Raw genomic sequence first — 24,586 nt, forward strand, 5'->3', positions numbered from 1 at the left:
GCGGCAAGGCTACCGCGCCCACGGTAGCGGCAAGGCCACCGCGCACAGCATTTCGCGCGGCCCGCACGAGCACGTGGTGCAGATCATCGAATTCACGACCTGCGATCCGTCGGTGACGAGGAGCACACTATCAGCTACCTTGCGTTATGCCGAGGGCGGCACCGACGTGCAGGAGGTACCCGACGGTCTGTCGAGCTGAATCGCGCTCGACGACAACGAACTCGGCCGCCGGAACTCGCTGGGCAAACTCGCGGCCATGGCCGAGGCGGCACGCTGAACGATAGCGGGCTCATGGCGACCGCCCGCACCCGTGCCTACAGTGGGATGAATGTCGCCGATGGACGAGAGGCACCCGTCCACCGTCTCCGACTGGGACGACGCGCGACGCCGATCTCGGCTGCGGGACACGAGCCTGGGGCACGGGTGGAAGACGTTGCGCCGCACCAGGGTGACGCTGCTTCGGGTGGCCGCACTGCTGCTGGCCGGGCTCGTGGTGTTCGCGCAGTACTGGAAGTACGACGTCGCGCCGGAACAGGCGCGACTGGCGCGCACCGAGCCCGCCATCCTGCCCGTCGCCCCGCCGGTGGACCCGCAGAACTGGGACACCGTCGTGGTGGATCTGGTCGGGCTCGGCGGGCTCGACGCCAGTGACACCGCCGCCGCGCTGCCCGCTCTGCGCAGGATGGGCATGGTGTGGGCGATCCGCTACGACAATCAAGGTATCGACACCAAGGTGATCGCCGACCTCGTCGTGCGCGCCGCCGAACTGTCGGGCCTGCGCAACATCGTGCTCGTCGGCCACAGCATGGGCGGCGTGATCGCACTGGAGGTCGCCGAGCACATCCACCGGGACAGCGACCGCAGACTGGTCGGGGTGATCCTGGACTGCACGCCGGTCGACCTGAACGCGGTCCGTCCGGAGAGTCGCGGGCGCGGTGAGGACATGCTGCGGTGGATGGGCTGGCTGCCCGGTGCGCGGGAAAGCCGCATGCTCCGGCTGGCCGTGGAGACCTACGCTCGCCGGGACCGTTTCGTCGACCGGGGCGACGGGCTGCCCGGCATCCGGTTCGGCCAACTGGGCCAGGTGCTGGCGGAAGTGATGCGGGAGAAGATCGTCTCGCGCGACGCGGCGAGCAACGGTCTGATCGAATCCCAGTTCACCGCAATCGTGGCCGGTGGCGCGATGGACGACCTGCGCGCCCTCGCCCAGCCCGTGGCCGACAAGCCACGGCCCGCCATCGTCTTCATCCGGCCGCGCGACGCGAGCGCCGACCGCGTGGTCGACGTCGAGTACTCCCATCGGGTGCTGATCGAGCGGTCCGGCGGAGTGGACGGCACGCTGCTGGTGGTGCTGGCGCGAAACACCGGGCACGCGAATCCGATGCAGCGGCCCCGGGAATACAACACGGTGATCGAGCAGCAGATTCTGCCGTTCGTGCAGCGCTACCAGCAGCAGGTCCGGTCGACGACGGTGGCAGCGCCGCCCCGCTGAGGGGTTCGAACCAGGCTGAGACAAACCGTTTTCGCGCCGGTTTCGTCTTGTTCTAATTCGCCTTATGTTCCGACCAAGTACGTTCCGGTCCGGCCTCCGTGGCCGCGCGACCGCCGCATTGCTCGCCGTGGCGACCGTTGCGACCCTCGGACTCACCGGCTGCGCGAAGGACGACAAGCCGGTCGGTCCCACCGCCGAAGGACCACTGCCGACCGAGGTTCCCGCAGGCACCACCCTCGTGGTCGCCGACCAATCCGAGCGCCTGCAATCGGTGCTGCGCATCTCCGGCGAGCTCGACAAGCTTCCGTTCAAGGTGGAGTTCGCCAACTTCGTCGGCGGTCCCGCCATCCTGGAGGCGTTCCGGGCGGGCGCCGCCGACGTCGCCCAGGTCGGCGACGTCCCGCCGATCCACGCCTTGGTGGCCGGGCAGGACGTCCCGATCATCGCGTCCTACCAGACCAGCACCACGGCCTTGAAACTCGCGGTGGCGCCGGGCAAGTCGGTGACGAAGCTCGCCGATCTGAAGGGCAAGAAGATCGCTTACGCGGAGGGCACGGCACAGCAGGCCGCCGTGCTGCGCGCCATCGACAAGGCCGGGCTCACCACCTCCGACGTGCAGCTGGTCCGGCTGCAACTGGCCGAGTTCCTCGATGCCGTGCGCACCGGCCAGGTCGACGTCGCGCCGCTGATCGAGCCGAACGTCACCCGGTTCCTGCGCACGCCGGGCACCTCGCTGGTCCCCGACTCCGAGACCGCGGGCATCTACGGCGGTCTCGCCTACCTGTACGCCCGCCGCGCCGTCGTGCGGGACCCGGCGAAGGCAGCCGCCACCCGGGCGCTGGTCGGCGCGTTCGTCCGCGCCTACCAGTGGGCCAACACCCACCCGGAGGACTGGGCGCGCCGCTACTACGTGGACAACCAGAAGGTGAGCGCCGACGACGCCAAGCGCATCGTGGACTCGCTGGGCACCTACGTCTTCCCGCATCTGGACCAGCAGTTGGTCGACCGGCAGCAGGCCACCATCGACGCCATCGCCAAGGCGGGCGAACTGCCCAAGAAGGTGCAGGCGTCCAACGGCTTCGACCTGCGCTTCGACGCCGCGATCACGCAAGCGGTGACTGAGAGTGGCGCGTCGTTCGAACCGAAGGCACGCTGATGGCGACCCTCGACGCCGGGGTGCTGCGCCGCTTCGGCCTCGGCCGCTCCACGGCGGAACCGATACTGGCGAAACGCAAACCGACCCGGCCGCGCCTCGGCCCTGGCCGCCCCATCCCGTTCGGCATCGCGGTGGGACCGGCGTTGCTGATCGCCGCCTGGGTGGCCGGTTCGGCCACGGGCGCTTTGGATCCGGAGACCCTGCCCGCGCCGTGGACGGTCGCCGAGACCGCCGGTGACCTGCTCGCCGACGGCCGTTTACAGAGCAATCTGCTGACCTCGGTGCAGCGCGCCGTGATCGGGCTCGGGCTCGGTGTCGCGATCGGCCTGGTGCTGGCGCTGCTGGCCGGGCTGAGCCGGGTCGGTGAAGCGTTGGTGGACGGGCCGATCCAGATCAAGCGCGCCATTCCGACGCTCGCGCTGATCCCACTGTTCATCGTGTGGTTCGGCATCGGCGAGGAAATGAAGCTGGTGGTGATCACCACCAGCGTGGCGATCCCGATCTACCTGAATACGCACGCTCACCTGCGCAGCGTCGACGCCAGGTATGTGGAACTCGCCCAAACCGTCGGCCTGTCGCGGTGGGGATTCGTCCGCCGGATCGCGCTGCCGGGATCGCTGCCCGGCTTCTTCACCGGCCTGCGGCTGGCCGTCACCATCTCCTGGCTGGCGTTGGTCGTGGTGGAACAGGTCAACGCCACCAGCGGCATCGGTTACCTGATGACCCAGGCCCGCACCTACGGCCAGATCGACATCATCGTGGTCGGCCTGGTGATCTACGGCCTGCTCGGCCTGTTCGGCGACATCCTGGTGCGCGCGGTGGAAAGGAAGGCGCTGTCATGGCGGCAGACACTCGGGGACTGAACGTCGTCCGCGCCCGGCGGCTGCGCCGTGGCTTCGGCGACCGGGTGGTGCTGCGCGACATCGACATCGACATCGCGCGCGGCGAGTTCGTCGCGCTGCTCGGCCGCAGCGGTTCGGGCAAGAGCACGCTGCTGCGGGCGCTCGCCGAATTGGACTACGACGTGCCGGGTTCCGGCGAATTGAGCGTGCCCAGCGAGCGTTCGGTGGTGTTCCAGGACTCCCGGTTGCTGCCCTGGGTTCGGGTGCTCGACAACGTGACCCTCGGTCTCGGCGGTACGGACGCCGCCGGTCGCGGTCGCGCGGCACTGGCCGAGGTCGGGCTCGCGGGCCGGGAGAAGGCCTGGCCCAAGGAGCTTTCCGGTGGTGAGCAACAGCGTGTCGCCTTGGCGCGTTCGCTGGTGCGCGAACCCGAGCTGCTGCTGGCGGACGAACCGTTCGGCGCGCTGGACGCGCTGACCCGGATCAAGATGCACGCACTGCTGCAGGACCTGTGCGCCGAGCACCGGCCCGCCGTGCTGCTGGTCACCCACGATGTGGACGAGGCGGTGCTGCTGGCCGACCGTGTCCTGGTGCTCGACGACGGGCGCATCGCGGTGGACCAGCGCATCGACCTGGAACGCCCCCGCCGCCACGGCGATCCCGCCTTCCTGCGGCACCGTTCCCTCCTGCTGGCCAGCCTGGGCGTCGACGTCGTCGACACGCCCACCGACGAGAAGAAAGCCTCATGACCGCACCGCGCCAACTCAGCCTCAACGCCTTCATCTACCCCTCCGGCCACCACGAGGCGGCCTGGCGGCATCCGTGGAGCAGCCCCGAACGGATCTACGACGTCGCCTATTACCAGGAGATCGGACGCACCGCCGAAGCGGCGAAACTGGACGCGGTGTTCTTCGCCGACGGACCCGCCCTGCACAACAACGTGAAGCACAACGCGACCTCCGGCCTGGAACCGATCACCCTGCTCACCGCGATCGCCACCGCGACGACGCATCTCGGCCTCATCGCCACCGCGTCGACCACGTACTACGAGCCCTACAACCTGGCCAGGCTGTTCTCCACGCTGGACCACATCTCCCGCGGCCGGGCGGGCTGGAACATCGTCACCACCGGCACCGATCTCGCCGCGGCGAACTTCGGTCTGGACAAGCATCCCGACCACGCCGAACGGTACGCCCGTGCTCGGGAATTCGTCGACGCCGTGGTGGCGCTGTGGGACAGCTGGGAGGACGACGCCATCGTCCTGGACCAAGCCTCAGGAGTGTACGCCGACCGGGAGAAGATCCACCAGATCGACTTCGCTGGCGAATATCTGCGGGTGCGTGGACCGTTCAACGCGCCGCGCACGCCGCAGGGCCACCCGGTGCTGGTGCAGGCGGGCGCGTCGAACGACGGGCGGGCGTTCGCGGGCAAGTACGCCGAGGCGATCTTCACCGCGCATCAGCGGCTCAGCGACGCCCAGGCGTTCTACGCCGACATCAAGGAGCGGGCCCGTGGCTTCGGCCGCGACCCCGAGCACATCAAGATCCTGCCGGGGATCAGCCCGTTCATCGCCGACACCGAGGCGGCGGCCAAGAAATTGGAGCAGGAGTTCAACGAGCTCACCGTGCCGGAATACGGCCTCGCCCAGTTGGAGGGCATCGTCGGGATCAGCCTGCGGCACCTGCCGCTGGACGAGCCGGTCCCAGTCGATTTGTTCGAGGCGGCGGGCGATGTGACCGACAACGGGAAGAGCCGCTTGCAGGTCGTGGCGGGCATCGTGCAACGCGAACGGCCGACCGTGCGCGGCCTGCTGCACCGCCTCGCCGGTGCGCGCGGTCACCGGGTGTTCGCCGGAACCCCCGAGCAGGTCGCCGACACCATCGAGGAATGGTTCCGCAACGGCGCGGCCGACGGGTTCAACGTCATGCCGCCGTATTACCCGGGCGGACTGGAGATCTTCGCCGAGACGGTCGTGCCGATCCTGCAGGAACGCGGCCTGTTCCGCACCGAGTACACCGGCACCACCCTGCGCGACCACTTCGGCCTGCCCCGCCCCGACAGCCGTTTCGCCCCGCAGCCCGCGCTGGCCCGGTGAGCGGCGCCGACGAAAGCGACTGTCCGCCTGGGCGCCGGGCTGTCCGCCACAGGACGGCACCGGTGCGTGCGATGGGTCGGCCCCGCGCGTTCGGTGCGGGGCCGGCCGACGCCGTGCCCCGCTCACGGGTCGGGCATTCGAAGTCGGTCGCGCACGCTAGCGTGCGCGTCTTCGATCCACACGCTGTGCTGGTCGACTCGAACCAGCGAGTCGGGTTCCAGGGCAATGCGAGCCAGGTGCGCTCCGGACACTGGTGGGCGGCCGGTTCCGAGTCTCGTGCTGTCTTGTCGCGGGTTGCCTCCACCACGCCGGTTGTGCGGTTCGCCTCGGGCAGCGGCTTCGGGCCGGATGTGATCGGGCGGAGCGCGGCCTCGCGGCATCGATCGGCGATGCGATGAGCGAGCGGTCCGTCGTAGCGGGCGACATCGTCGGCGCGGTGCGGTTGCGGTCGCTGACCTGGACGGTGTTCGTGCCGATGGTGGTGTACGGCATCGGGTCCGGCGCGGCGGCGCCGATGTACGCGCTGCGCGCGCTCGACCTGGGCGCGTCGGCCGGGCTGGCGGGGATCATCGTCGCGCTGTCCGGGTTGGGCATGGTGCTCACCGACCTGCCCGCGGGGCGGGTCGTCGCGACCATCGGGGAACGCGGTGCGCTTGCGGTGGGTTCGGTGCTCGGTGCGATCGGCGTGCTCGCGGCGATCGTCGCGCCGAATGTCGGCGTGCTCGCGCTGGGCATGCTGCTCAACGGCGCGGCGGGCGCGGTGTGGGGCCTGGCTCGCCAGTCCTATCTGGTTGCCGTGGTGCCCCCGAACGACCTCGGCCGCGCGATGTCGACGCTGGCCGGTTCCATGCGGCTGGGGTTCTTCTGCGGACCGTTCCTCGGTGCGGCCGTGGTGCATTCGCTCGGTCCCAACGGCGCGTTGTGGTTGCAGTTGGTGACCACGGTGGTGTCCGGCGCGGCCATGGCGGCGATCCGATCGCCGGAGGGATCGGGCGAGGCGGGCGCGGGGCACGCGCTGACGGCGATCGTGGTCGAGCACCGCAGGACCCTCGGCACACTCGGCCTGGCCGCGCTGCTGGTCGGGGCCGCGCGTGCGGCCCGGCTGGCGCTGCTTCCGTTGTGGGCCGCGCACATCGGACTGAGCGCGTCGACCACCAGTTTGGTGTTCGGCCTGGCGGGCGCGGTGGACGTGCTGATGTCGTATCCGGCGGGCGTGTGGCTGGATCGCTACGGCAGGCGGGCGACCGGCGTGCCGTCGATGGTCCTGTTCGCCGCCGGTTTCGGTGTGCTGCCGTGCACTTCCTCGGTGCTCGGGCTCGGTTGCGCCGCCGTGCTGCTCGGGCTGGCCAACGGCATGAGCAACGGGCTGATCATGACGGTCGGCGCTGATGTCGCGCCCGACGGGCAGCGGGCGGAGTTCCTCGGGGCCTGGCGGCTCACCCACGACATCGGCATGTTCGTCGGACCGGTGGCGGTCGGCGCGATCAGCGCCGTGACCGTGCTCGGCGGAGCGGCCATCGCGCTCGCGCTCACCGCCGCGGCGGGCGCCTACACGATGCATCGCTGGTTTCCGGGCGTGGTCGGGGCGCCAGGGCGGCGGTCGGCCCAGACCGGGTAGGCGCTCGGCCTCGCCGACGTTGCGCGGGATTCGAGAATTTCCACTGGTGGCACGTGTCGCTAGGGTCTGGTCATCGGCGTGCGTCGGTATGGTGCTGCGGCATGTCCCTATCGTTCCTTCGGCGATCCGGCCTGGTCGCCGCCTCGATAAGCATGTGCGTCGCGGTCACGCTCGGGGTGGCCCCTGCGACAGCGGAAAGCCCGACGACCGGGCAATTGAGCGGGATCGAGCTGCTCGATCCCGCGTGGACTTTTCCCAAGGCCGCGGTGTCGTTCGGGATCGGTTACACCACGACCGATCAGCACGGCGCACCGGCGCAGGCATCCGGTGCGTTCTATCTGCCCCCGGGCCTGCCGCCGCAGGGAGGATGGCCGCTGGTGGTGTGGGCACACGGAACCGCGGGCATCGGCGATGCCTGCGCGCCGTCGCGCCGCCCGCAGTCCGAGCGGAACATCACCTATTTCGACCAGATCCTGGAGAACGGGTACGCGGTACTGGCTCCCGACTATCAAGGCCTCGGCACCCGCGGGCAGTTCAGCTACTACAACACGAACGTCGAGGGGATGTCGATAATCGACGCGGTCGCGGCGATGCGCACGACTCCGGTTCCGCTATCGAGCAGATGGGTCTTGGTCGGTCAGTCGGAGGGAGCGCACGCGGTGATGAGCGCGGCCGGTCTGTATGCCGAGAAAGGCGGTTCCGCTACGGGGTTGAGCGGAGTGGTGGCCACCGGGCTGCGCACCGACCCGAGCAAGAGCCTGCCGGAGATGTTCCGGGCGGACTCGACCGGCTCCAAGAACCAGATCGCCTACGCCGCGTACTACCTGGCCTCGCTGGAGGAACTGAACCCCGGCAGCGTCACCCCGTACCTGTCCGATTTCGGCAAGGACTTCGTGGAAAAGGCCGCCCACGAATGCCTTTCGCATCTGGTCGAGCGCGCCGACGGCCGCCGACCTTCGGCGCTCGTCGCCGACCCCGACCGGCCGACGCCCACCTTCGCCGAAGACATCGCCGCCCTGACGGGATATCCGGAAGACCGGTTCACCAGCGATCTCCTGATCGGCTACGGCACCGCGGACATCGATGTGCCTCCGACCGACACCGCGAACTACGGGAAGAAACTGCAAGAGCTGAACCCCGGAATACGGGTGACGGTCCAGCAGTACCCCGGCCAGGACCACAGCGGCGCGTTCCTGGCATCGCTCCCGGACGCGTTGGCCTTCCTGAACACGCACCTGCGCTGAGGTTCGGAACGGCGTGGTCACCCGCCCGGCATCAGCGGACGCGGGTGCCGAGCAAGTGCCGCACGCCCGCGACGAACAATTGCAGGCCGAAGTCGAAACGGGCGGTGGGGTCGGTGGTCTCCTCCAACGGCGAGGCGCCCTCGGGCAGGGCGCCCGCCGAGTCCATCTGCATCCTGGACTGCTCGTCCACGGTCTCGCCGAGGACGTAGTAGAGCAGCGTGAACGCCGCGAGTTCGGCCTCCTGGCGCGGCATGCCCGCGCGGATGGCGGCGCTCACCAGCCGTTCTCGCCCTTTGCTCGTGGTGAGCCGGGACGCGTAGGTCGCCGACACCAATTCGGCGCCGTCGCGATAGGCCAGCAGGCAGTCGCGCAGCCGGTGCGCCAGTTCGGTGATCTGCCCGGACCATTCCTCGGCCGCGATCGGGTCCTCCATGGGCGCGAGGATCTTGTCCGCGACCGCGCCGAGCAGCGCCTGCTTGTTCGGAAAGTGCCAATACAACGCGCCGGGCTGCACCTGGAGTGAGCCGGCCAACCTGCGCATGGTGAGGTCGGCCAGGCCGTATCGGTCCAGAATCGCGATGGCTCCGTCGACCACGTCCGCCCGGTGCAGCTGCACTCGATGCCCTTCCCGTCGTGCTTTGACTCACTCCTACCGCTACCCTAGCCTGAACACCGTTCAAGTTGCACGGCCACCTCGGCCGGACGAAGGGATTCGTGCAGTGACCCAGGCACCTGTAGACACCGAAATCTTGTCGATCGCCCGCGAGCAGGTGCTCGAGCGCGGGGTGGGACTGACCCAGGAACAGACCCTGGAGGTGCTACGGCTCGGTGACGACCGGCTGGAGGAGTTGCTCGCCCTGGCGCACGAGGTGCGCATGAAGTGGTGCGGCCCCGAGGTCGAGGTCGAGGGCATCATCAGCCTCAAGACCGGCGGTTGCCCGGAGGACTGCCACTTCTGCTCGCAGTCGGGCCTGTTCCAGTCGCCGGTGCGCGCCGCGTGGCTGGACATTCCCAGCCTGGTGGAAGCCGCCAAGCAGACCGCGAAGACCGGCGCCACCGAGTTCTGCATCGTGGCGGCCGTGCGCGGTCCCGACGAGCGCCTGATGGCCCAGGTGGCCGCCGGTGTCGAGGCGATCCGCAACGAGGTGGACATCCAGGTCGCCTGCTCGCTGGGCATGCTCACCCAGGAGCAGGTGGACCAGCTGGCCGCCATGGGTGTGCACCGCTACAACCACAACCTGGAGACCTCGCGGTCCTACTTCCCGAACGTGGTGACCACGCACACCTGGGAGGAGCGCTGGGACACCCTGCGCATGGTCCGCGAAGCGGGCATGGAGGTCTGCTGCGGCGGCATCCTCGGCATGGGCGAGACGCTGGAGCAACGCGCCGAGTTCGCCGCGAACCTGGCCCAACTCGAGCCCGACGAGGTGCCGCTGAACTTCCTCAACCCGCGTCCGGGTACGCCCTTCGGCGACCTGGAGGTGCTGCCCGCGTCCGACGCGCTGCGGGCCGTTGCCGCGTTCCGGCTCGCGCTGCCGCGCACCATGCTGCGCTTCGCGGGCGGCCGGGAGATCACCCTCGGTGACCTCGGCGCCAAGCAGGGCATCCTGGGCGGCATCAACGCCGTCATCGTCGGCAACTACCTGACCACCCTCGGCCGCCCGGCCGAACAGGACCTGGACCTGCTCGGCGAGCTGAAGATGCCGATCAAGGCGCTCAACGAAACGCTCTGACCGGCTCGGTTGCGACGAAGAGGCGAGCGAGCATGAGTACTGTCATGGACATGGACGAGCGCTACAACCCGTTCACCGGCAAGCGAATCGTGCCGGGCCTCGACGACGCGATCCCGGCCGCCGCCGCGCTGGGCCTGGAGCCGCCGCGCTTCTGCGAACAGTGCGGACGCCGCATGATCGTGCAGGTGAGCCCGGACGGCTGGTGGGCCAAGTGCTCCCGGCACGGCGTCGTCGACTCGGCCGAACTGGAACGCCGCTAGTGGCGTCGTCGTTGCGGGGTGAGGTGCGGGCGGCGGCTGTGGTCGCCGTCGCCGTGGTGGTGGTGAGCGCGCTCGCCGGTGTCGGCTGGGGCCTGCTCGCGCCGACCGAGCGGCTGCTCGTGGTCGAACCGGGTCGCGGTGTCGGACTGACCGGGGAGAGTGCGCATCAGTTCGACGCGCTGGCGTTGTTCGTCCTCGCGGGGGCGGTGCTCGGATTGCTGTGCGCACTGGCCGTGTGGCGCTGGCGCTCGGCGCGTGGGCCGCTGTTGCAGCTGGGCCTGCTGATCGGTTCCGGCCTGGGTGCGGTCGTGATGGCCGGTGTAGGGGAGCAGGTGGCCGAGTGGTCGCATCCGCGCCCGCACGACCCGCCGGTGGGCCAGATCGTCACCTTGCCGATCGAACTCGGCAGCGACCTCGCGCTGATCGTGCAGCCGCTGATCGCGTCGTTCGTCATGCTGTTCCTCGCGGCGCTGAGTACCTCGGCGGATCTCGGCAGTGGCCGCCGCGCCGCCCGGAAGGAGGAAGCCTCCTACGACGGCCAGGGCGCCTTCATGCCCTATGGTGACGCTGCGAGCAGCGCAGAGCTGCCCTATGGTGGCTACCAGCCTGCCCCAGAGGGATATTCGCTGCCCGAATATCGCCAGCGCCGCTGACGCGTCGTCCGGCACGTCGCCGCGACGGGGAAGGCTTTCCGAACCACTTCGGGGTCGGGAACTCGTAGCGTGCTGGGAAGGAATGGGACGTGGCCTTCGTGGGTGGCGGTCCGGTCGTCGAAGAGCTCGACGCCAAGTTCTGGCGGGTGACCGAACCACTGGTCTATCACGGTGCGAGTGAGGAATTCGTGGTCCCAGCTGGTTTCCGTACCGATTTCGCCTCGGTGCCGCGGGCGCTGATCTGGCTGATTCCGCGTTACGGCGTCTACACCCGAGCCGCGATCCTGCACGACTACCTGCTCAGCTCGAACGCGGTGAGCGTGGCCGACGCCGACGGCATCTTCCGCCGTAGCCTGCACGAACTCAGGGTCTCGCTGCCGCGCCGCTGGATGATGTGGGCGGCCGTGCGCGCCGCTCACCGGTTACGCGGCGCGAGTGCGGGCGACGTCGCCCGGTTCGTCGTCGTCGCGGTCCCTTCGGTGTTCTTCCTCGCCGTTCCCGCGACCGTGGTGACGGTGTTCCTCCTGTTGTTCTGGTTGGTGGAGTTGGCCTTCTGGGCCGGGTCGCGCCTAACGCAGCGGACCGAAGCTCCGCCGCCCGGTCCGCAGATGAAGACCGCCTGACCGACCTGGGGTCTCGGTGCGAACTTCGTGCGCGCTGCTGGCGAGCCTCGCGCCGGCGAGCCCGGCCGGGTCGCCGGATCCGCGCGGGCAACCCGCCACCGGCGCGGACGAGTTCTCGGCTGCCGCAGCGGCGCACGAGTTACGGTGCCGATATGAGCGACGGATCGCCCAGGCTCCCCACCCTCGTCGTCGTCAGTGGCCCGCCGGGGTCGGGCAAGACGACGCTCGCGCACGCTCTCGCCCGGGCGATCGGCTGCCCAGCCATCTGCCGGGACGAGATCAAGGAGGGCATGGTCCACGCGACGGACAACTACGCCCCGAGCCGCTCGAACGAGCTGAACCTCCGCACGCTGCCGGTGTTCTTCCAGACGCTGGAACTGCTCCTGCGGGCCGGTGTCACGGTGGTGGCCGAAGCCGCCTTCCAAGACCGGCTGTGGCGTCCCGGCCTCACACCGCTGCGCGCCCACGCCCAGCTCCGCATCGTGCACTGCACGATCGATCCAGCTCTCGCGACACAGCGAATCCACCAGCGCCACCGTTCGAATCCGCTCCGCCGCGCCCACGACGATCCAGACCACCCCGCACCCGCCGCCTTCCAGCGCATCTCCCTCGACGCGCCGACACTCGAGGTCGACACCACCTCCGCCTACCGCCCCGACATCCCGGCGATCGTCGCCTTCCTCGACGCCTCCTCATGATCAACGGCACACGACGGAGGGCCTTCTCGCGAAATGCCGCAACCATGTGCCGCTGATCTTGAAAACCCGTTGGAGCCGACGTGGGCGCGAGGATATGGTGGGCGGCCGGAGTGGCCGAGGGTTGTCGGAAAGGGGCTGGGTGGTGAAGACCGCGCACGCGGTGGAGGACGGGGCGGCTTCTGCGCGGGGCGAACGGGCCGATCTGGCGGCGTGGCGGCGGCGGGATGCGCTGCGGCGCGGTAATGCGGCGCGGCCCATTCCGAGCAAACGGCAGTACCGTCGCCGGGACAAGCATCGCAAGACTGCGGCAGAAGGCTGAGCAATGCCTGACCGCCGCTTCCGCGGCCGGCATCTGGCGTACCCGCCGATATCGCCGGCTTTCCGGCCGGTTACGAAGGGCCGGGTGGGCGCAGCGCCGCGAATTCGTCTGTCACGCGCAGGCCGGAGTCGGTGAAGCGGTACACCGCGGCGGGGCGGCCGCCCGCGCGGCCGGGGGCGGCGGTGGCTCCGGTGGGGGTGATCACCTTGCGGCGGGACAGAACTCGCTGAAGGTTCGTCGTGTCCACGTCGTAACCGAGTGCGGCGCAATAGATTTCGCGCAGTGTCGACATGGTGAACCGGTCCGGCGCGAGAGCGAAGGCGATGTTGGTGTAGGACAGTTTCGCCGCCAGCCGAGTGCGGGCGTGGTCGACTACCGTGCGGTGGTCGAAGGACATGTCCGGCAGTGCCGAGACCGGGTGCCAGGCGGTGTCCGGGGGCAGCTGCGGGTCGGCGGTCAGCGGGACCAGCCCGAGGTAGGCCGAGGCGATGCGGCGCGGGCTCGGCACCCGGTCGGGGGCGCTGAACACGGAGAGCTGTTCCAGATGACTCAGCTCGCGCACGTCGACCTTCTCGGCGAGCTGGCGGCGCGCGGAGGCGTCGAGGTCCTCGTCGTCGCCGAGACGTCCGCCGGGGAGCGACCAGGTGCCCTTCTGCGGGTCGAGTGCGCGTTCCCACAACAACACCGCGAGTTCGGTCCGCTGGTCGGGCGGGCAACGTAGCGGCATGCCTTCTGCCCGGTCGGCGGGGGCGTGACCTGCGGCGATGTCCCGGGGGAAGCGACGAACCTGGAACACCGCGGTGAGCGATTCGTGGATGGTGCTACTATGGGCCACGTTTTCGATTATAAGTCGAAAACCTGGTTTGGTGCGAATCGGCGGTGTAGCCGACCGCACGAGGAAGGGAGCCATCCATGGCGACGACGGGTGCGAAACTGGCGCCCCCGCTGATGGGGCAGGTGTTCGACGGACCCTCCGGGTTCGCGGGTGTCGAGGCGACGCCGGAGTGGGCGCAGGAAGTCAAGCGTCTGGCCAGGGAGCGCAACGCGACGATCCTGGCGCACAACTATCAGCTGCCGGAGATCCAGGACGTGGCCGACCACGTCGGCGACTCGCTGGCGCTGTCGCGGATCGCGGCCGAGGCGCCCGAGGACACCATCGTGTTCTGCGGCGTGCACTTCATGGCCGAGACCGCCAAGATCCTGAGCCCGGTGAAGACCGTGCTCATCCCCGATCAGCGTGCGGGATGTTCGCTCGCGGATTCGATCAGCGCCGACGAACTGCGCGCCTGGAAAGCCGAGCACCCGAACGCGGTGGTCGTCTCCTACGTGAACACCACGGCGGAGGTGAAGGCGCTCACCGACATCTGCTGCACCTCCTCCAACGCGGTGGACGTGGTCGCCTCGATCGACCCGGACCGCGAGGTGCTGTTCCTGCCGGACCAGTTCCTCGGCGCGCACGTCAAGCGGGTCACCGGCCGCACGAACATGCACATCTGGGCGGGCGAGTGCCACGTGCACGCGGGCATCAACGGCGACGAGCTCACCGAGCAGGCGCGTACCCACCCGGACGCGGAACTGTTCGTGCACCCCGAATGCGGGTGCGCCACCTCGGCGCTGTACCTCGCGGGCGAGGGCGCGTTCCCGGCCGATCGGGTGCACATCCTGTCCACCGGAGGCATGATCGACGCGGCCAAGGCGGCGAAGTCGAATCAGGTGCTCGTGGCCACCGAGGTCGGCATGCTGCACCAGCTGCGCAAGGCCGCCCCCGGCATCGACTTCCAGGCCGTGAACGACCGGGCGTCGTGCAAGTACATGAAGATGATCACTCCGGCGGCCCTGCTTCGCTGCCTGGTCGAGGGTCGTGACGAGGTCCACGTCGATCCGGAAACCGCCGCGCTGGGCCGCAACTCGGTGCAGCGGATGATCGCGATCGGCAATCCCGGCGGCGGTGAATGAGTCCGACCGCTGCCCTCGCGGCGGCGGGTCGCTCTCCGGCGCAACGCGCTGACCACAGCGCCCGCGCCGCAGAACGTTCGCGGATCGGAAGACAGAGAGGCGCGGGGCGATGACAACCCGGGTTTCCATCGACTGGGAGGCCGAGGCCGATCTGGTCGTGATCGGCGGTGGCGTCGCGGGACTGACCGCGGCGCGCACCGCGTCACTGCGCGGGCTGCGGGTGCTCACGCTCAGCAAGGGCGGGCCGACGGATACGTCCACCCAGTACGCCCAGGGCGGCATCGCCGTCGTGGCGCCGCACGGTGACTCGGTCGAGTCACACGTGCACGACACGGTGGAGGCGGGCGTCGGCCTGTGCGACGTGGACGCCGTGCGCTCCATCGTCGAGGGCGGGCAGGACGCGGTGGCCGCGCTGACCGACCTGGGCGCGGTGTTCGACCTCGGCCGCGACGGCCAGATCTCGCGGACCCGCGAGGGCGGCCACAGCACCCGCCGGATCATCCACGCCGGGGGCGACGCCACCGGCGCCGAGGTGCAGCGGGCGCTGAACGAAGCCGGCTTGCCGGTGCTGTTCGGCGCGGCCGTCGGCGAGATCGTCACGGGGCCGAACGGTGTGCGGGGCGTGGTCGCGCTGTCGGACCGAGGTTTCGGGGTCGTGCACGCACCCGCTGTGTTGCTGGCCACCGGCGGGCTCGGCCAGTTGTACGCGCTGAGCACCAATCCGCCGGGCGCCACCGCCGACGGCATCGCGCTCGGGCTGTGGGCCGGCGCCGCCGTCGCCGACCTCGAATTCGTCCAGTTCCACCCGACGGTGCTGTACACCCCCGGCGGTATCGGGCGCAGGCCGCTGATCAGCGAAGCGGTGCGCGGCGAAGGCGCGACATTGGTCGACACCGAAGGCAACGCGGTGACCGAGGGGGTGCATCCACGGGGCGATCTCGCGCCTCGCGATGTCGTCTCCCGCGCCATCGCCGCGCGCATGCGGGCGCTGGGCACCGAGCACGTCTATCTCGACGCCCGCTCGATCGACGGTTTCCCGCAGCGGTTTCCGACGATCACCGCCTCGTGCCTGGCGGCGGGCATCGATCCGCGCACCGACCTCATCCCGGTCGCGCCTGCCGCGCATTACCAGTGTGGGGGCGTCGTCACCGACACTCACGGCCGTACCGGAGTGCCCGGCCTGTACGCGGCCGGAGAGGTCGCGCGCACCGGACTGCACGGTGCGAACCGGTTGGCGTCCAACAGTCTGCTGGAGGGGCTGGTGGTCGGCGAGCGCGCCGGAGCCGCCGCCGCCGAGCGGCTCGGTGAGCGGGCCCGGGTGAGCGAGATACCCACTCGCGTAGCCGAATACGTCGACCGCGACGTAGTGCAGCACCTGATGACCACGCACGCCTCGGTGGTCCGCGACCGCGCCGGTCTCGCGGAAGCGCTCAAGCGACTCGACGACGTGGTCACCCACCGCGACACGCTCGCCGCCACCCACCCGATCGCCGGAATCGAGGACGCCGCACTCACTCTCGCGGCCCGCGCGCTGCTGCTGGCCGCGCTCGCCCGCACCGAGAGCCGCGGCTGTCACACCCGGTCCGATCACCCGGACGCCCTGCCCGAACTCCGCCACAGCCTCCCGATCCGGCTCAACGGCGACGGCGTCCCCGAGTACGCCCCCATTCCCTGATCACACGCACCGAGCGCGGCATCCGGTGGACCGCGAGAACCCCGCTCGGTCAGAGAGGAACGCTTCGATGGCTCTGGACGACGCCCTGGATCGCGACGAGGTGCTGCGCGTCATCCGCGCCGCGCTGGACGAGGACCTGCGCTACGGCCCGGACGTCACGACGACGGCCACCGTGCCCGCGGACGCGGTGATCAAGGCATCGGTGGTGTCGCGGGAACCGGGAACCGTGGCCGGGCTCGACGCCGGGCTGCTGGTGCTCGACGAGGTGATCGGCGCGGACGCCTACGAGATCACCGACCGCGTCGCCGACGGCACCCGGGTGTCGCCCGGACAGTCCGTGCTGACCTTGATCGCGCCCACCCGTGGGCTGCTCACCGCGGAGCGCACCATGCTCAACCTGGTGTGCCATCTGTCCGGCATCGCGACGGCGACGGCCGCCTGGGTGGACGCCGTCGCGGGCACCCGCTGCCGCATCCGGGACAGCCGCAAGACGCTGCCCGGACTGCGCGCGCTGCAGAAGTACGCCGTGCGGGTCGGCGGCGGCGTCAACCACCGGATGGGTCTCGGCGACGCCGCCCTGATCAAGGACAACCACGTGGTCGCCGCGGGGTCGGTGGTCGAGGCGCTGCGCGCGGTCCGCGCCGCCGCCCCCGACATCGCCTGCGAGGTCGAGGTCGACAGCCTCGAACAGCTCGACGCCGTGCTCGCCGAGAACGTGGAACTGGTACTGCTGGACAATTTCCCGCTCTGGCAGACCCAGGCGGCAGTGCAGCGCCGCAACGCCGCGTCACCGCGGACGAAACTGGAGTCCTCCGGCGGCCTGAGCCTGGACGTCGCCGCCGACTACGCCCGCACCGGCGTCGACTACCTCGCCGTCGGCGCGCTCACCCACTCGGTCCGCGTCCTCGACCTCGGGCTGGACATGTAGGTACCCGCCCGAACGCACAAGCTGCGCAGCGTGGCTCGGTCGGACTCGGCGAATGCGCGAATCTCCATGTCAGGCGGTGAGGTCCCGTTCCAGCGGCGTCCGGAAACGGGGAATGGCGCGCACGTCGCCGTACCATTCGGCGACTCGCTGCGCCTGCGCGGCGATCATCGCCTCGGCGTCGGTCCCCACGTCTTCGAGCAGGCGGTAGACGATCTCGCCGTCACCGCGCTGCGCCCAGCCGCCCACGATGCGCCCGTCCCACCAGACGGTGGGCCCGATGTTCCCGTTGCGATCGAACAGGTTCGGTGCGTGGGGGCCGAGGAACCATTCTCGAGCCTGCCAGCCCATGGGCGTCGGATCGAGCGCGGGAAGCAATGCCGCCCATGGTTCCGGGGCGGCGACCGGCTCCACGTCGTCGGCCAGTAGTACGCCCGTCATGCCGTCGAGGTCGACCTCGATCAGCTCGAGCGCCCCGAGCGCCGCGCGCACCTCGCCCAGCGTCCACCCGGTCCACCACTTGATGTCGGACACCGGCGCGGGACCGAACGCGCGCAACCAGCGGCGGACCAGCTCGGCGCGGGCTTCTGCGGCCGGAATCACGGGGACGGGGTCCGGCAACCACGATTCGATCGGCGCCCAGGTGTACTGGCTGCTGGTCCAGCTGCCGTTCGGCCGCCCGCGCACGATGCGGCCTTCGCAGCCGAGCGTCACCAGTACCCAGGTGGTGATGTTCGTCGGCTTCGAATACGGCTTGTCCGGCGCGGTGTTCACCTGGGTGCGCAAGCGGGGGACGTCCTTGCTCAGCTGCGCGCCGGTCGCCGCGCCGCGATCGAGCAGCGCCTTGTGCGTCTCGGTCTCGACTTCGGCCCACCAGCGCCGCACATCGCCGTCCCCGATGCCCGCCTGTTCCAGGTACTTGCCGTAGGTGCGCCGCTGTTTGTGCGCCAGCGCGTCCGCGCACGAACCCTGCAGGATCGCGACCAGCTCCACCGGCACGACGAACATGGTGCGGCGCATGGCCAGCATCCGCAGCAGCGAACGGTCGTCGTAGAGCGCCTGTTCGACATCCGCGGGCGCCAGCCCCTCGGCGCGGGCCGCGACGGAGAGGAAGACAGTCGCCGGATCGGTCGCGTGCAGGGCGACCAGCGAGCGGGCGATCTCCGCGACCTGTCCGGCCCGCTCCGGGGTGGCCAGCCGGTGTCGCACCGCCAGCCGGGCGCGCCGCTCGGCGACATCAATCGAACGCATAGGCGAATCGTAGCGTTCGCACCGTCGGGTCAGAGGCCGAAGCGCTCCGGAGCCAGGCGCAGCGTCCGGCAGGCGTCGCGGACGGCCTCGGTCGCCGCAGGGCCGCACGCGCCCGCCGCGCCGCCGATCGGGATGCCGGTGCGGACGACCGCGTCCGCCTCGGCCGGCTTGTGCACCGCTTTGGCGATCTGCCGCAGCACGTGCGCGCAGTCGAGGACCGGATCGTTCGCCAGCCGATTGCAGTTGTCCTCGAACAAGGCGCGCGAGTCGTCGACCGGGAAGTTGCGCAGCACCGGATCCGCCGCGACCAGTTCGGCGACCGTGCCGCGGTCCGCCGCCGACGTCGCGTCGTCGGCCACGGCGACCAGCGCGCACCGGGCCACGGCGGCGTCGCGAAAGGACCCGCCGCGCAATTCGTTCCGCCTGGCGAGCAGTTGTTCGCGCCAGGTCGCGGCGATCTCGGGCGTGCTGATCATGGTTACTCCATGAGAAGGCGTCCGAATGCGCGGACCCATCCGGGCTCGGAATGAATACCGGGACCGTAACAGGGCTCGGGCGTCGGGTCCTGCCCCCAAAGTTCTGGATCAGTCGGCGGGCTCCCAGGCTCGGACCAGGTCGAGCAAGCCGGGAAAGCGCGCCTCGAGATCGTCGACGCGGACCTGGCTGCGGCGTTCCAGTCCGTAGCGTCGCTGCCGGGTGACGCCCGCCTCGCGCAGGACCCGGAAGTGGTGCGTCAACGTGGATTTGGGGCGATCGATGCCGAACCAGGAGCACGACCGGTCGGTGTCGGGGGAGTCCAGTAGCAACCGGCGGACCATGGTCAGGCGCAGCGGGTCGCTCAGCGCGGCCAGCACGTGATCCAGTCGCAGGTCGGCGCGGGCCGGCTCGGGCAGCACGGAGGTGGCATCGGCGGTGTCGGCGGCCGCTGGCATCGCGTTCTCCTCGGATTTCGGACAACTTGTACGACTTCTATCGTACTAGGCGCTAAGTTCGATTACTGTCGTACCAGTACGAAAAAATTCGAACCAAGGAGTGGTGATGGGATCGACGGTGACGGTGCCACGCACGGACGCACCACGGACGGGCGGACGTTCGGTGTGGGCGGCGGCGTGGCCGGTGTTCGCGGTGTTCGTGTTGTCGAACGCGCCGACCCCGCTGTACGTGGTGTGGCAGCGGGCGATCGGCTTCTCCGCCGGGACGCTGACCGCGGTGTTCGCCTGCTACATCGCCGGATTGCTGGGTGCGCTGCTGGTCGCGGGTGTGGTGTCGGACCGGGTGGGTCGCAAACCGGTGCTGCTGCCCGCGGTGGCGGCGGCGGTGGCGGCCTGTGTGTTGTTCGCGGTCGCGCAGTCGGTCCCGCTGCTGGCCCTGGCGCGGCTGCTGACCGGCCTGGCGGTCGGCGCGACGGTGTCGGCGGGAATGGCGGCGGTCACCGATGTGGGCGGGTCCGACCGCAAACGGGTCGCCGCGCTGGCCGCGTCCACGGCGATGGTGCTGGGAGCCGGGAGCGGGCCATTGCTGGCAGGCATCCTGTCCGAAGCGCTGCCCGGCCCGACGGTGACGGTCTTCCTGGTCGAGATCGCCATGCTCACTACGGCTTTCGTGGTGGTGGCCCGGTTGCCTCTGCCCGCCGGTGCCGGCGGGCGCGGACCGTGGATCCGGATCCCGTCGGTCGTAAGGGAAGGCCGCACCGCGGTGCTGCTGGGGATCGCGGTGTTCGGACCGGGCATCACCGCGACGTCGTTCGTCCTGTCGCTGGGGCCGTCGGTGCTGGCACATCTGCTCGGTGTCGCCGACCGGGTGCTCGCCGGTGCGGTGGCGTTCGCGATGTTCCTGGCCGCGACCGGAGTCCAGTTCGCGGCCCGGCGGTTCGGTGTGGGCGTCATCCTGCTCGGCGGCACGATCGCGACCGTGACGAGCATGGCCGCGCTGGTGCTCTCACTGGTCGCGACCTCGCTTCCGCTGTTCGTGACGGCAGCCGTGCTCGCCGGTGCCGGTCAGGGGCTCGGCCAGTTCGGCGGACTGACGGCGATCAGCGCGAGCGTGCCGGGCGAGCGGCTGGCCGAGGCCAACGCCGCGCAGAACGTCGGGGGGTATCTCCCCGCCGCGGTGCTACCGCTGGCCGCCGGGTTTCTCGGCGACGCTTATGGATTGAGCGCAGGTGTGATCGCGTTCGGCGTGGTGGTCGGCCTCGCGGCCGCGGCGGGCGGACTGCTCGTCGTGGCGCGCCTGCGCCGCGATGCCGCGCTGACGGCGTGACATCATCCGGGGATGCGATGGGCATCTCTCGTATCGTGCTGCGCGTTGGCCGGTGTGCTCCTGACGACAGTTTCTGTGGCGCCACCGGTTTCGGCGGATGGGGACTGCGCCGGGGATGTGGTGGTGCGCCCTGTTTCGCTGACCGTGGACGGGGAGGAGGCGACCGGCCGGGTATACGAGCCCTATCGGTGCGCCGAGGGCGACGCGACCGCGCACGCGCTCGTGGTCGCGGTGCACGGGCACGACGGGTCGTCGGCCGATTTCGCGGGCTACCTCGAGTCGATCGCCCGGCGCACCGCGTCGCCGATCCTGTCGATGGATCTGCGCTCGGCGCAGAGCATGTGGCGCACCGGAGAATGGAATCTGTGGGCAGGGTGGCGCGACATCGTCGCCGCGACCACGTGGTACCGGGATACCCATCGCTCGATCACCCGCACGGTGCTGTGGGGCTGGAGCCAGGGCGGCATCACCAGTGGTCTCGCGGTGGCGCACGGCCCGCGCGGGATGTTCGACTACTGGGTCGACAATTACGGTCCCGCCGACGATTTCACGATGTGGTTGGGCGCCGCGTCCGTGGATCCGGCGCTACCCGCGCAGATCGAGCGCGACGCGGGGGGTTGCCCGCCCGCCACCTGCCCGCTCGCCTATGCCGAACGCTCGCCCGCGCTGCTGGCGGCCCGGATGGACGTGCGGCGGGCGTTTCTCGTGCACGGCACCGCCGACGACGTGGTGCCGTATGCCACCAGCGTCGAGATGCGCGCGGGGCTGCTCGCCGCGGGCCGACCCACCTCGATGTACACCGTCGTGACCGGGCGCGATCTGAACGGGCAAGTGGTTCCCGGCGACCACAGCGTCGGACCGGCCCTCTTCGAGGGCGGTTGCGTCGTCGAGCGCCTGCTGCTCGGCGCGGAGCCGGTCGACGGCCCGGATCGCGACTACCTCGTGGACGTCGCGCACGACGTCGTCACCGCACCGGCCGCCCCGCCGGGCGCGAAGTGCGCGGCGTGAGGGAACACGATCGCCGTTGCGCGCAGTTGACCGAGAAGAACCGACGACGAAGTGAGGACGCGATGAGCAAACCCGCCGACCCGGCTTACCACTGGAACGGAGCGGATCTCGATCTGGACGCCTACCTGGCCCGGATCGGGTTCGACGGCGAGCGCGCCCCCACCGTCCGGACGCTGCACGAGCTGGTGCGGGCGCACACCACCGCGATCCCGTTCGAGAACCTGGAGATCATCCTGGGCCGGTCGATCCCCCTGGATCTTGCGACCTTGCAGGACAAACTCGTGCGCCGCCGCCGCGGCGGTTACTGCTACGAGAACGTCGGACTGTTCGCGGCCGCGCTGGAACGGCTCGGATTCGGTGTCACCGGCCTCAGCGGTCGCGTGAGCATGGGCGCGGGCACGGCGCTGCGGCCTGCCACCCATGCCTTGCTGCGCGTGACGACCGCCGACGACGACCGCGTCTGGCTGTGCGACGTCGGCTTCGGCGCCGGACCGCTGGTGCCGTTCGAGTTGTCCGCGGGCGAATTCACCGGCGGCGACTGGCAGTTCCGGCTGGAGAGCAGGCGCGGCGAACTGGATTCCGACCTGTGGGTACTGCACCAATTCGGCCGGGACGGGTGGATCGACCGGTACAGCTTCACCTTGAATCCGCAGTACGGCATCGACTACGCCGTCGGCAACCATTTCGTGTCGACCTCGCCGCGTTCCCCGTTCACCACCCGGCCGTTCGTGCAGCGTTTCCACCCGGAGGTCCACCACGTGCTGGACGGCACCACGTTCGTCACCGAGTACCCCGACGGCACCGGCAACACAAGGGAACTGGAGCCGACCGAGCTGCCCAAGGTCCTCGCGGAGGTGTTCGACATCGACCTCACCGAGGCCGATGCCGCCGCACTCGCGAATGCTCCGTGGATACGCGACTGACCCCGCGAGCGGGCTGTTGACGACGATGTCCGGCTGCGCCCATTATGGTCGTCGGGTGCGTACCAACCGGAAAGCCCTCGTCCTGTTCGCCGCACCGCTGCTCGTGGTCGCCGCCTGCTCGTCAGGGCCGGACCAGCCCGATACCGTGGCAGGGCAGTTCGCCGAGGCGTTGAACCGCGACGATATCGCCGCCGCGGCCGCGCTCACCGACAATCCGGCCGTAGCCGCCGACACCCTCGGCGCGCTGTACGACGGACTCGGTAAGGACGTGCGCTTCGACGTCCGCTCGGTCGACGACAACCGCTTCGCCCTGGCCGCCACCTGGAAGCTGGGCGCGGACGGCAAGTCGGAGTGGACCTACACCACCAACGGCGCCGCGCACGACGACGGGAACGGATGGCGGGTGAAGTGGGATCCCGCCACGGTCGCCCCCGGGCTCGCGGCGGGGCCGTTGAGCTACGGCAGGGTTTATCCGCAACCGGCCCGCATCCTCGATTCCGCAGGCGGCGAGCTGATGACCGAACAGGTCGTCACGCTGGTCGACGTCGGCCCCGGCGCCGACCTCCCCGCGGTCGCGGATCTGCTCGGCCCGCTCGCGCCCGGCCTCACCGCCGGGTCGGTGCAAACGGAACTGGCGGCGGCGCAAGGAAAGCCGATCACCGCGATCACCTTGCGCGATTCCGACCTCGCCCCGATCCGAGACCGCCTGGCCGCGCTGCCCGGTGTCACCCTCGCGCCGCAGACCCGCCTGCTGACGACCGACAAGGCGTTGGCCGCCCCGACCCTGTCCGGACTGGCCGAGTTGTGGCAGCAGTCCGCCGACGCGCACGCCGGGTGGGCCGTGCGCGCCCAGACGCCGCAGGGCACCGAGCGGGTCGCGGGAACGGATCCCACGCCCACCGCCGACATCGCGACCACGCTCGATCTCGGCTTGCAGCGCGCGGCCGAGGCGGCGCTCGCCCCGATCGCACAGCCCGCGGCGATCGTCGCCCTGCGTCCGTCGACCGGCGAGGTCGTCGCGATCGCGCAGAACGCCCCCGCCGACGCGCAGGGCCCGATCGCGCTGACCGGCCTGTACCCGCCGGGTTCGACGTTCAAGACGGTCACCGTCTCCGCCGCGTTGCAGGCGGGGGCGGTCACACCCGACACCGTGCTGCCCTGCCCCGGCACCGCGAACATCGAGGGTCGCCGCATCCCCAACGACAACAATTTCGATCTCGGCGCGGTTCCGCTGCACACCGCGTTCGCCCGCTCTTGCAATACCACGATGGGCGCCCTCGCCGTGCGATTGCCCGCCGACGCGCTGACGAAAGCGGCCACACAACTCGGCCTCGGCATCGATTTCGTCACACCGGGCCTGACCACGGTCACGGGGAAGGTGCCCGCGGCCGAGACCTCCGCGTTACGTGTGGAGTCGGCGATCGGTCAAGGGCAGGTGACAGCGTCGCCGTTCGGCATGGCCCTGGTCGCCGCGTCCATCGCTCGCGGCTCGGTGCCCGCGCCCACCCTGGTCGCGGGCAAGCCGGGCACCCCGGACCGCACCTCGGACGCGCTGCCGCCGCAGGTCGACGACCAGCTGAAAGCCATGATGCGCGAGACCATCACCGGTGGCACCGCGACCCAATTGCGCGACATTCCCGGCCTGCTCGGCAAAACGGGCACCGCGGAGTACATCGATGACGCCCACGCCCACGGCTGGTTCGTCGGCATCGACGGCGACCTGGCCTTTTCCGTGTTCATCAGCGACGCGGGCAGTTCGGCTCCCGCGGTGGACGCGGCGGGCCGGATGCTGCGTGCCCGTGGTTAGTCCCTTTCGGGCGATTCGAGGCAGTGTGAAGGCCCGGCTGACGCGTGCG

Annotated in this window: 24 protein-coding genes; 19 read left to right on the top strand and 5 right to left on the bottom strand. The window is 70.2% G+C overall.

The genetic code is table 11. The features are described from left to right. The first annotated feature begins 328 nt into the window (after positions 1-328). From ABZ824_RS32210 to ABZ824_RS32240, 7 genes are all read left to right on the top strand, one after another. Complete coding sequence (locus ABZ824_RS32210; protein ID WP_356967747.1) at positions 329-1,492, top strand: alpha/beta hydrolase; 1,164 nt, start codon at positions 329-331, stop codon at positions 1,490-1,492. A gap of 64 nt (positions 1,493-1,556) precedes the next feature. Next, positions 1,557-2,648, top strand: a complete 1,092-nt coding sequence (locus ABZ824_RS32215) for an ABC transporter substrate-binding protein (protein WP_356967749.1) — start codon at positions 1,557-1,559, stop codon at positions 2,646-2,648. Further along, positions 2,648-3,511: an ABC transporter permease gene (locus ABZ824_RS32220; RefSeq protein ID WP_355078297.1), complete on the top strand. Its 864-nt coding sequence runs from the start codon at positions 2,648-2,650 to the stop codon at positions 3,509-3,511. The genes ABZ824_RS32215 and ABZ824_RS32220 overlap by 1 nt, the downstream gene beginning before the upstream one ends. Then, positions 3,487-4,239, top strand: coding sequence for an ABC transporter ATP-binding protein (locus tag ABZ824_RS32225; protein ID WP_356967751.1), 753 nt, complete (start codon positions 3,487-3,489; stop codon positions 4,237-4,239). Before ABZ824_RS32220 ends, ABZ824_RS32225 begins: the two co-directional genes overlap by 25 nt. Further along, entirely contained in the window at positions 4,236-5,585 is a 1,350-nt protein-coding gene (locus ABZ824_RS32230; RefSeq protein ID WP_356967753.1) for an LLM class flavin-dependent oxidoreductase, read from the top strand. Before ABZ824_RS32225 ends, ABZ824_RS32230 begins: the two co-directional genes overlap by 4 nt. Before the next feature lie 394 nt (positions 5,586-5,979). Then, positions 5,980-7,203, top strand: coding sequence for an MFS transporter (locus ABZ824_RS32235; protein ID WP_356967755.1), 1,224 nt, complete (start codon positions 5,980-5,982; stop codon positions 7,201-7,203). Positions 7,204-7,304: 101 nt separating this feature from the next. After that, positions 7,305-8,447, top strand: coding sequence for a lipase family protein (locus tag ABZ824_RS32240; RefSeq protein WP_356967757.1), 1,143 nt, complete (start codon positions 7,305-7,307; stop codon positions 8,445-8,447). 31 nt (positions 8,448-8,478) lie between these two features. Here the strand turns inward: ABZ824_RS32240 and ABZ824_RS32245 are convergent, their stop codons facing one another. Beyond that, positions 8,479-9,063, bottom strand: coding sequence for a TetR/AcrR family transcriptional regulator C-terminal domain-containing protein (locus ABZ824_RS32245; RefSeq protein ID WP_355078292.1), 585 nt, complete (start codon positions 9,061-9,063; stop codon positions 8,479-8,481). Positions 9,064-9,166: 103 nt separating this feature from the next. Between ABZ824_RS32245 and bioB the strand changes: the two genes are divergently transcribed. From bioB to ABZ824_RS32270, 5 genes are all read left to right on the top strand, one after another. Further along, positions 9,167-10,180, top strand: a complete 1,014-nt coding sequence (gene bioB, locus ABZ824_RS32250; RefSeq protein ID WP_355078291.1) for a biotin synthase BioB — start codon at positions 9,167-9,169, stop codon at positions 10,178-10,180. 32 nt (positions 10,181-10,212) lie between these two features. Further along, positions 10,213-10,440, top strand: a complete 228-nt coding sequence (locus ABZ824_RS32255) for a hypothetical protein (protein ID WP_355078290.1) — start codon at positions 10,213-10,215, stop codon at positions 10,438-10,440. Then, on the top strand, positions 10,440-11,093 hold the full coding sequence (locus tag ABZ824_RS32260) for a DUF2567 domain-containing protein (RefSeq protein WP_356967760.1): 654 nt from the start codon (positions 10,440-10,442) through the stop codon (positions 11,091-11,093). The genes ABZ824_RS32255 and ABZ824_RS32260 overlap by 1 nt, the downstream gene beginning before the upstream one ends. Before the next feature lie 89 nt (positions 11,094-11,182). After that, the gene (locus ABZ824_RS32265) at positions 11,183-11,716 is read left to right on the top strand and encodes a DUF1353 domain-containing protein (RefSeq protein ID WP_356967762.1); all 534 of its coding nucleotides are present in this window, start codon (positions 11,183-11,185) and stop codon (positions 11,714-11,716) included. A 152-nt stretch (positions 11,717-11,868) separates the two neighbouring features. After that, positions 11,869-12,414: an ATP-binding protein gene (locus ABZ824_RS32270; protein ID WP_356967764.1), complete on the top strand. Its 546-nt coding sequence runs from the start codon at positions 11,869-11,871 to the stop codon at positions 12,412-12,414. A gap of 389 nt (positions 12,415-12,803) precedes the next feature. Here the strand turns inward: ABZ824_RS32270 and ABZ824_RS32275 are convergent, their stop codons facing one another. After that, positions 12,804-13,568, bottom strand: a complete 765-nt coding sequence (locus ABZ824_RS32275; protein WP_356967766.1) for an NUDIX domain-containing protein — start codon at positions 13,566-13,568, stop codon at positions 12,804-12,806. Positions 13,569-13,645: 77 nt separating this feature from the next. On the opposite strand from ABZ824_RS32275, the gene nadA reads away from it, so the two are divergent. The 3 genes from nadA (at position 13,646) to nadC (ending at position 17,292) form a co-directional block, all read left to right on the top strand. Further along, the gene (gene nadA, locus ABZ824_RS32280) at positions 13,646-14,689 is read left to right on the top strand and encodes a quinolinate synthase NadA (protein ID WP_356967768.1); all 1,044 of its coding nucleotides are present in this window, start codon (positions 13,646-13,648) and stop codon (positions 14,687-14,689) included. 109 nt (positions 14,690-14,798) lie between these two features. Then, a complete protein-coding gene (locus tag ABZ824_RS32285; RefSeq protein WP_356967770.1) occupies positions 14,799-16,364 on the top strand; it encodes an L-aspartate oxidase in 1,566 nt (521 codons plus the stop codon). A gap of 67 nt (positions 16,365-16,431) precedes the next feature. Then, positions 16,432-17,292: a carboxylating nicotinate-nucleotide diphosphorylase gene (gene nadC, locus ABZ824_RS32290; RefSeq protein ID WP_355078283.1), complete on the top strand. Its 861-nt coding sequence runs from the start codon at positions 16,432-16,434 to the stop codon at positions 17,290-17,292. Between the two features lie 69 nt (positions 17,293-17,361). Here the strand turns inward: nadC and ABZ824_RS32295 are convergent, their stop codons facing one another. The 3 genes from ABZ824_RS32295 to ABZ824_RS32305 all read right to left on the bottom strand — a co-directional run bounded on the left by ABZ824_RS32295 (position 17,362) and on the right by ABZ824_RS32305 (position 19,472). After that, positions 17,362-18,540: a winged helix DNA-binding domain-containing protein gene (locus ABZ824_RS32295; RefSeq protein ID WP_356967772.1), complete on the bottom strand. Its 1,179-nt coding sequence runs from the start codon at positions 18,538-18,540 to the stop codon at positions 17,362-17,364. A 29-nt stretch (positions 18,541-18,569) separates the two neighbouring features. After that, complete coding sequence (locus ABZ824_RS32300) at positions 18,570-19,016, bottom strand: TerB family tellurite resistance protein (RefSeq protein ID WP_356967774.1); 447 nt, start codon at positions 19,014-19,016, stop codon at positions 18,570-18,572. A 108-nt stretch (positions 19,017-19,124) separates the two neighbouring features. Next, on the bottom strand, positions 19,125-19,472 hold the full coding sequence (locus ABZ824_RS32305) for a helix-turn-helix domain-containing protein (protein ID WP_356967776.1): 348 nt from the start codon (positions 19,470-19,472) through the stop codon (positions 19,125-19,127). Positions 19,473-19,578: 106 nt separating this feature from the next. On the opposite strand from ABZ824_RS32305, the gene ABZ824_RS32310 reads away from it, so the two are divergent. The 4 genes from ABZ824_RS32310 to ABZ824_RS32325 all read left to right on the top strand — a co-directional run bounded on the left by ABZ824_RS32310 (position 19,579) and on the right by ABZ824_RS32325 (position 24,537). Further along, complete coding sequence (locus tag ABZ824_RS32310) at positions 19,579-20,799, top strand: MFS transporter (RefSeq protein WP_356967778.1); 1,221 nt, start codon at positions 19,579-19,581, stop codon at positions 20,797-20,799. 123 nt (positions 20,800-20,922) lie between these two features. Then, positions 20,923-21,807, top strand: coding sequence for a prolyl oligopeptidase family serine peptidase (locus tag ABZ824_RS32315; RefSeq protein WP_356967780.1), 885 nt, complete (start codon positions 20,923-20,925; stop codon positions 21,805-21,807). 62 nt (positions 21,808-21,869) lie between these two features. After that, complete coding sequence (locus ABZ824_RS32320) at positions 21,870-22,730, top strand: arylamine N-acetyltransferase (protein WP_356967782.1); 861 nt, start codon at positions 21,870-21,872, stop codon at positions 22,728-22,730. Positions 22,731-22,785: 55 nt separating this feature from the next. Continuing rightward, entirely contained in the window at positions 22,786-24,537 is a 1,752-nt protein-coding gene (locus tag ABZ824_RS32325) for a penicillin-binding transpeptidase domain-containing protein (protein ID WP_356967784.1), read from the top strand. The last annotated feature ends 49 nt before the right edge of the window (positions 24,538-24,586 follow it).

Source organism: Nocardia sp. NPDC047038, assembly GCF_040644075.1.
Classification (GTDB): domain Bacteria; phylum Actinomycetota; class Actinomycetes; order Mycobacteriales; family Mycobacteriaceae; genus Nocardia; species Nocardia sichangensis.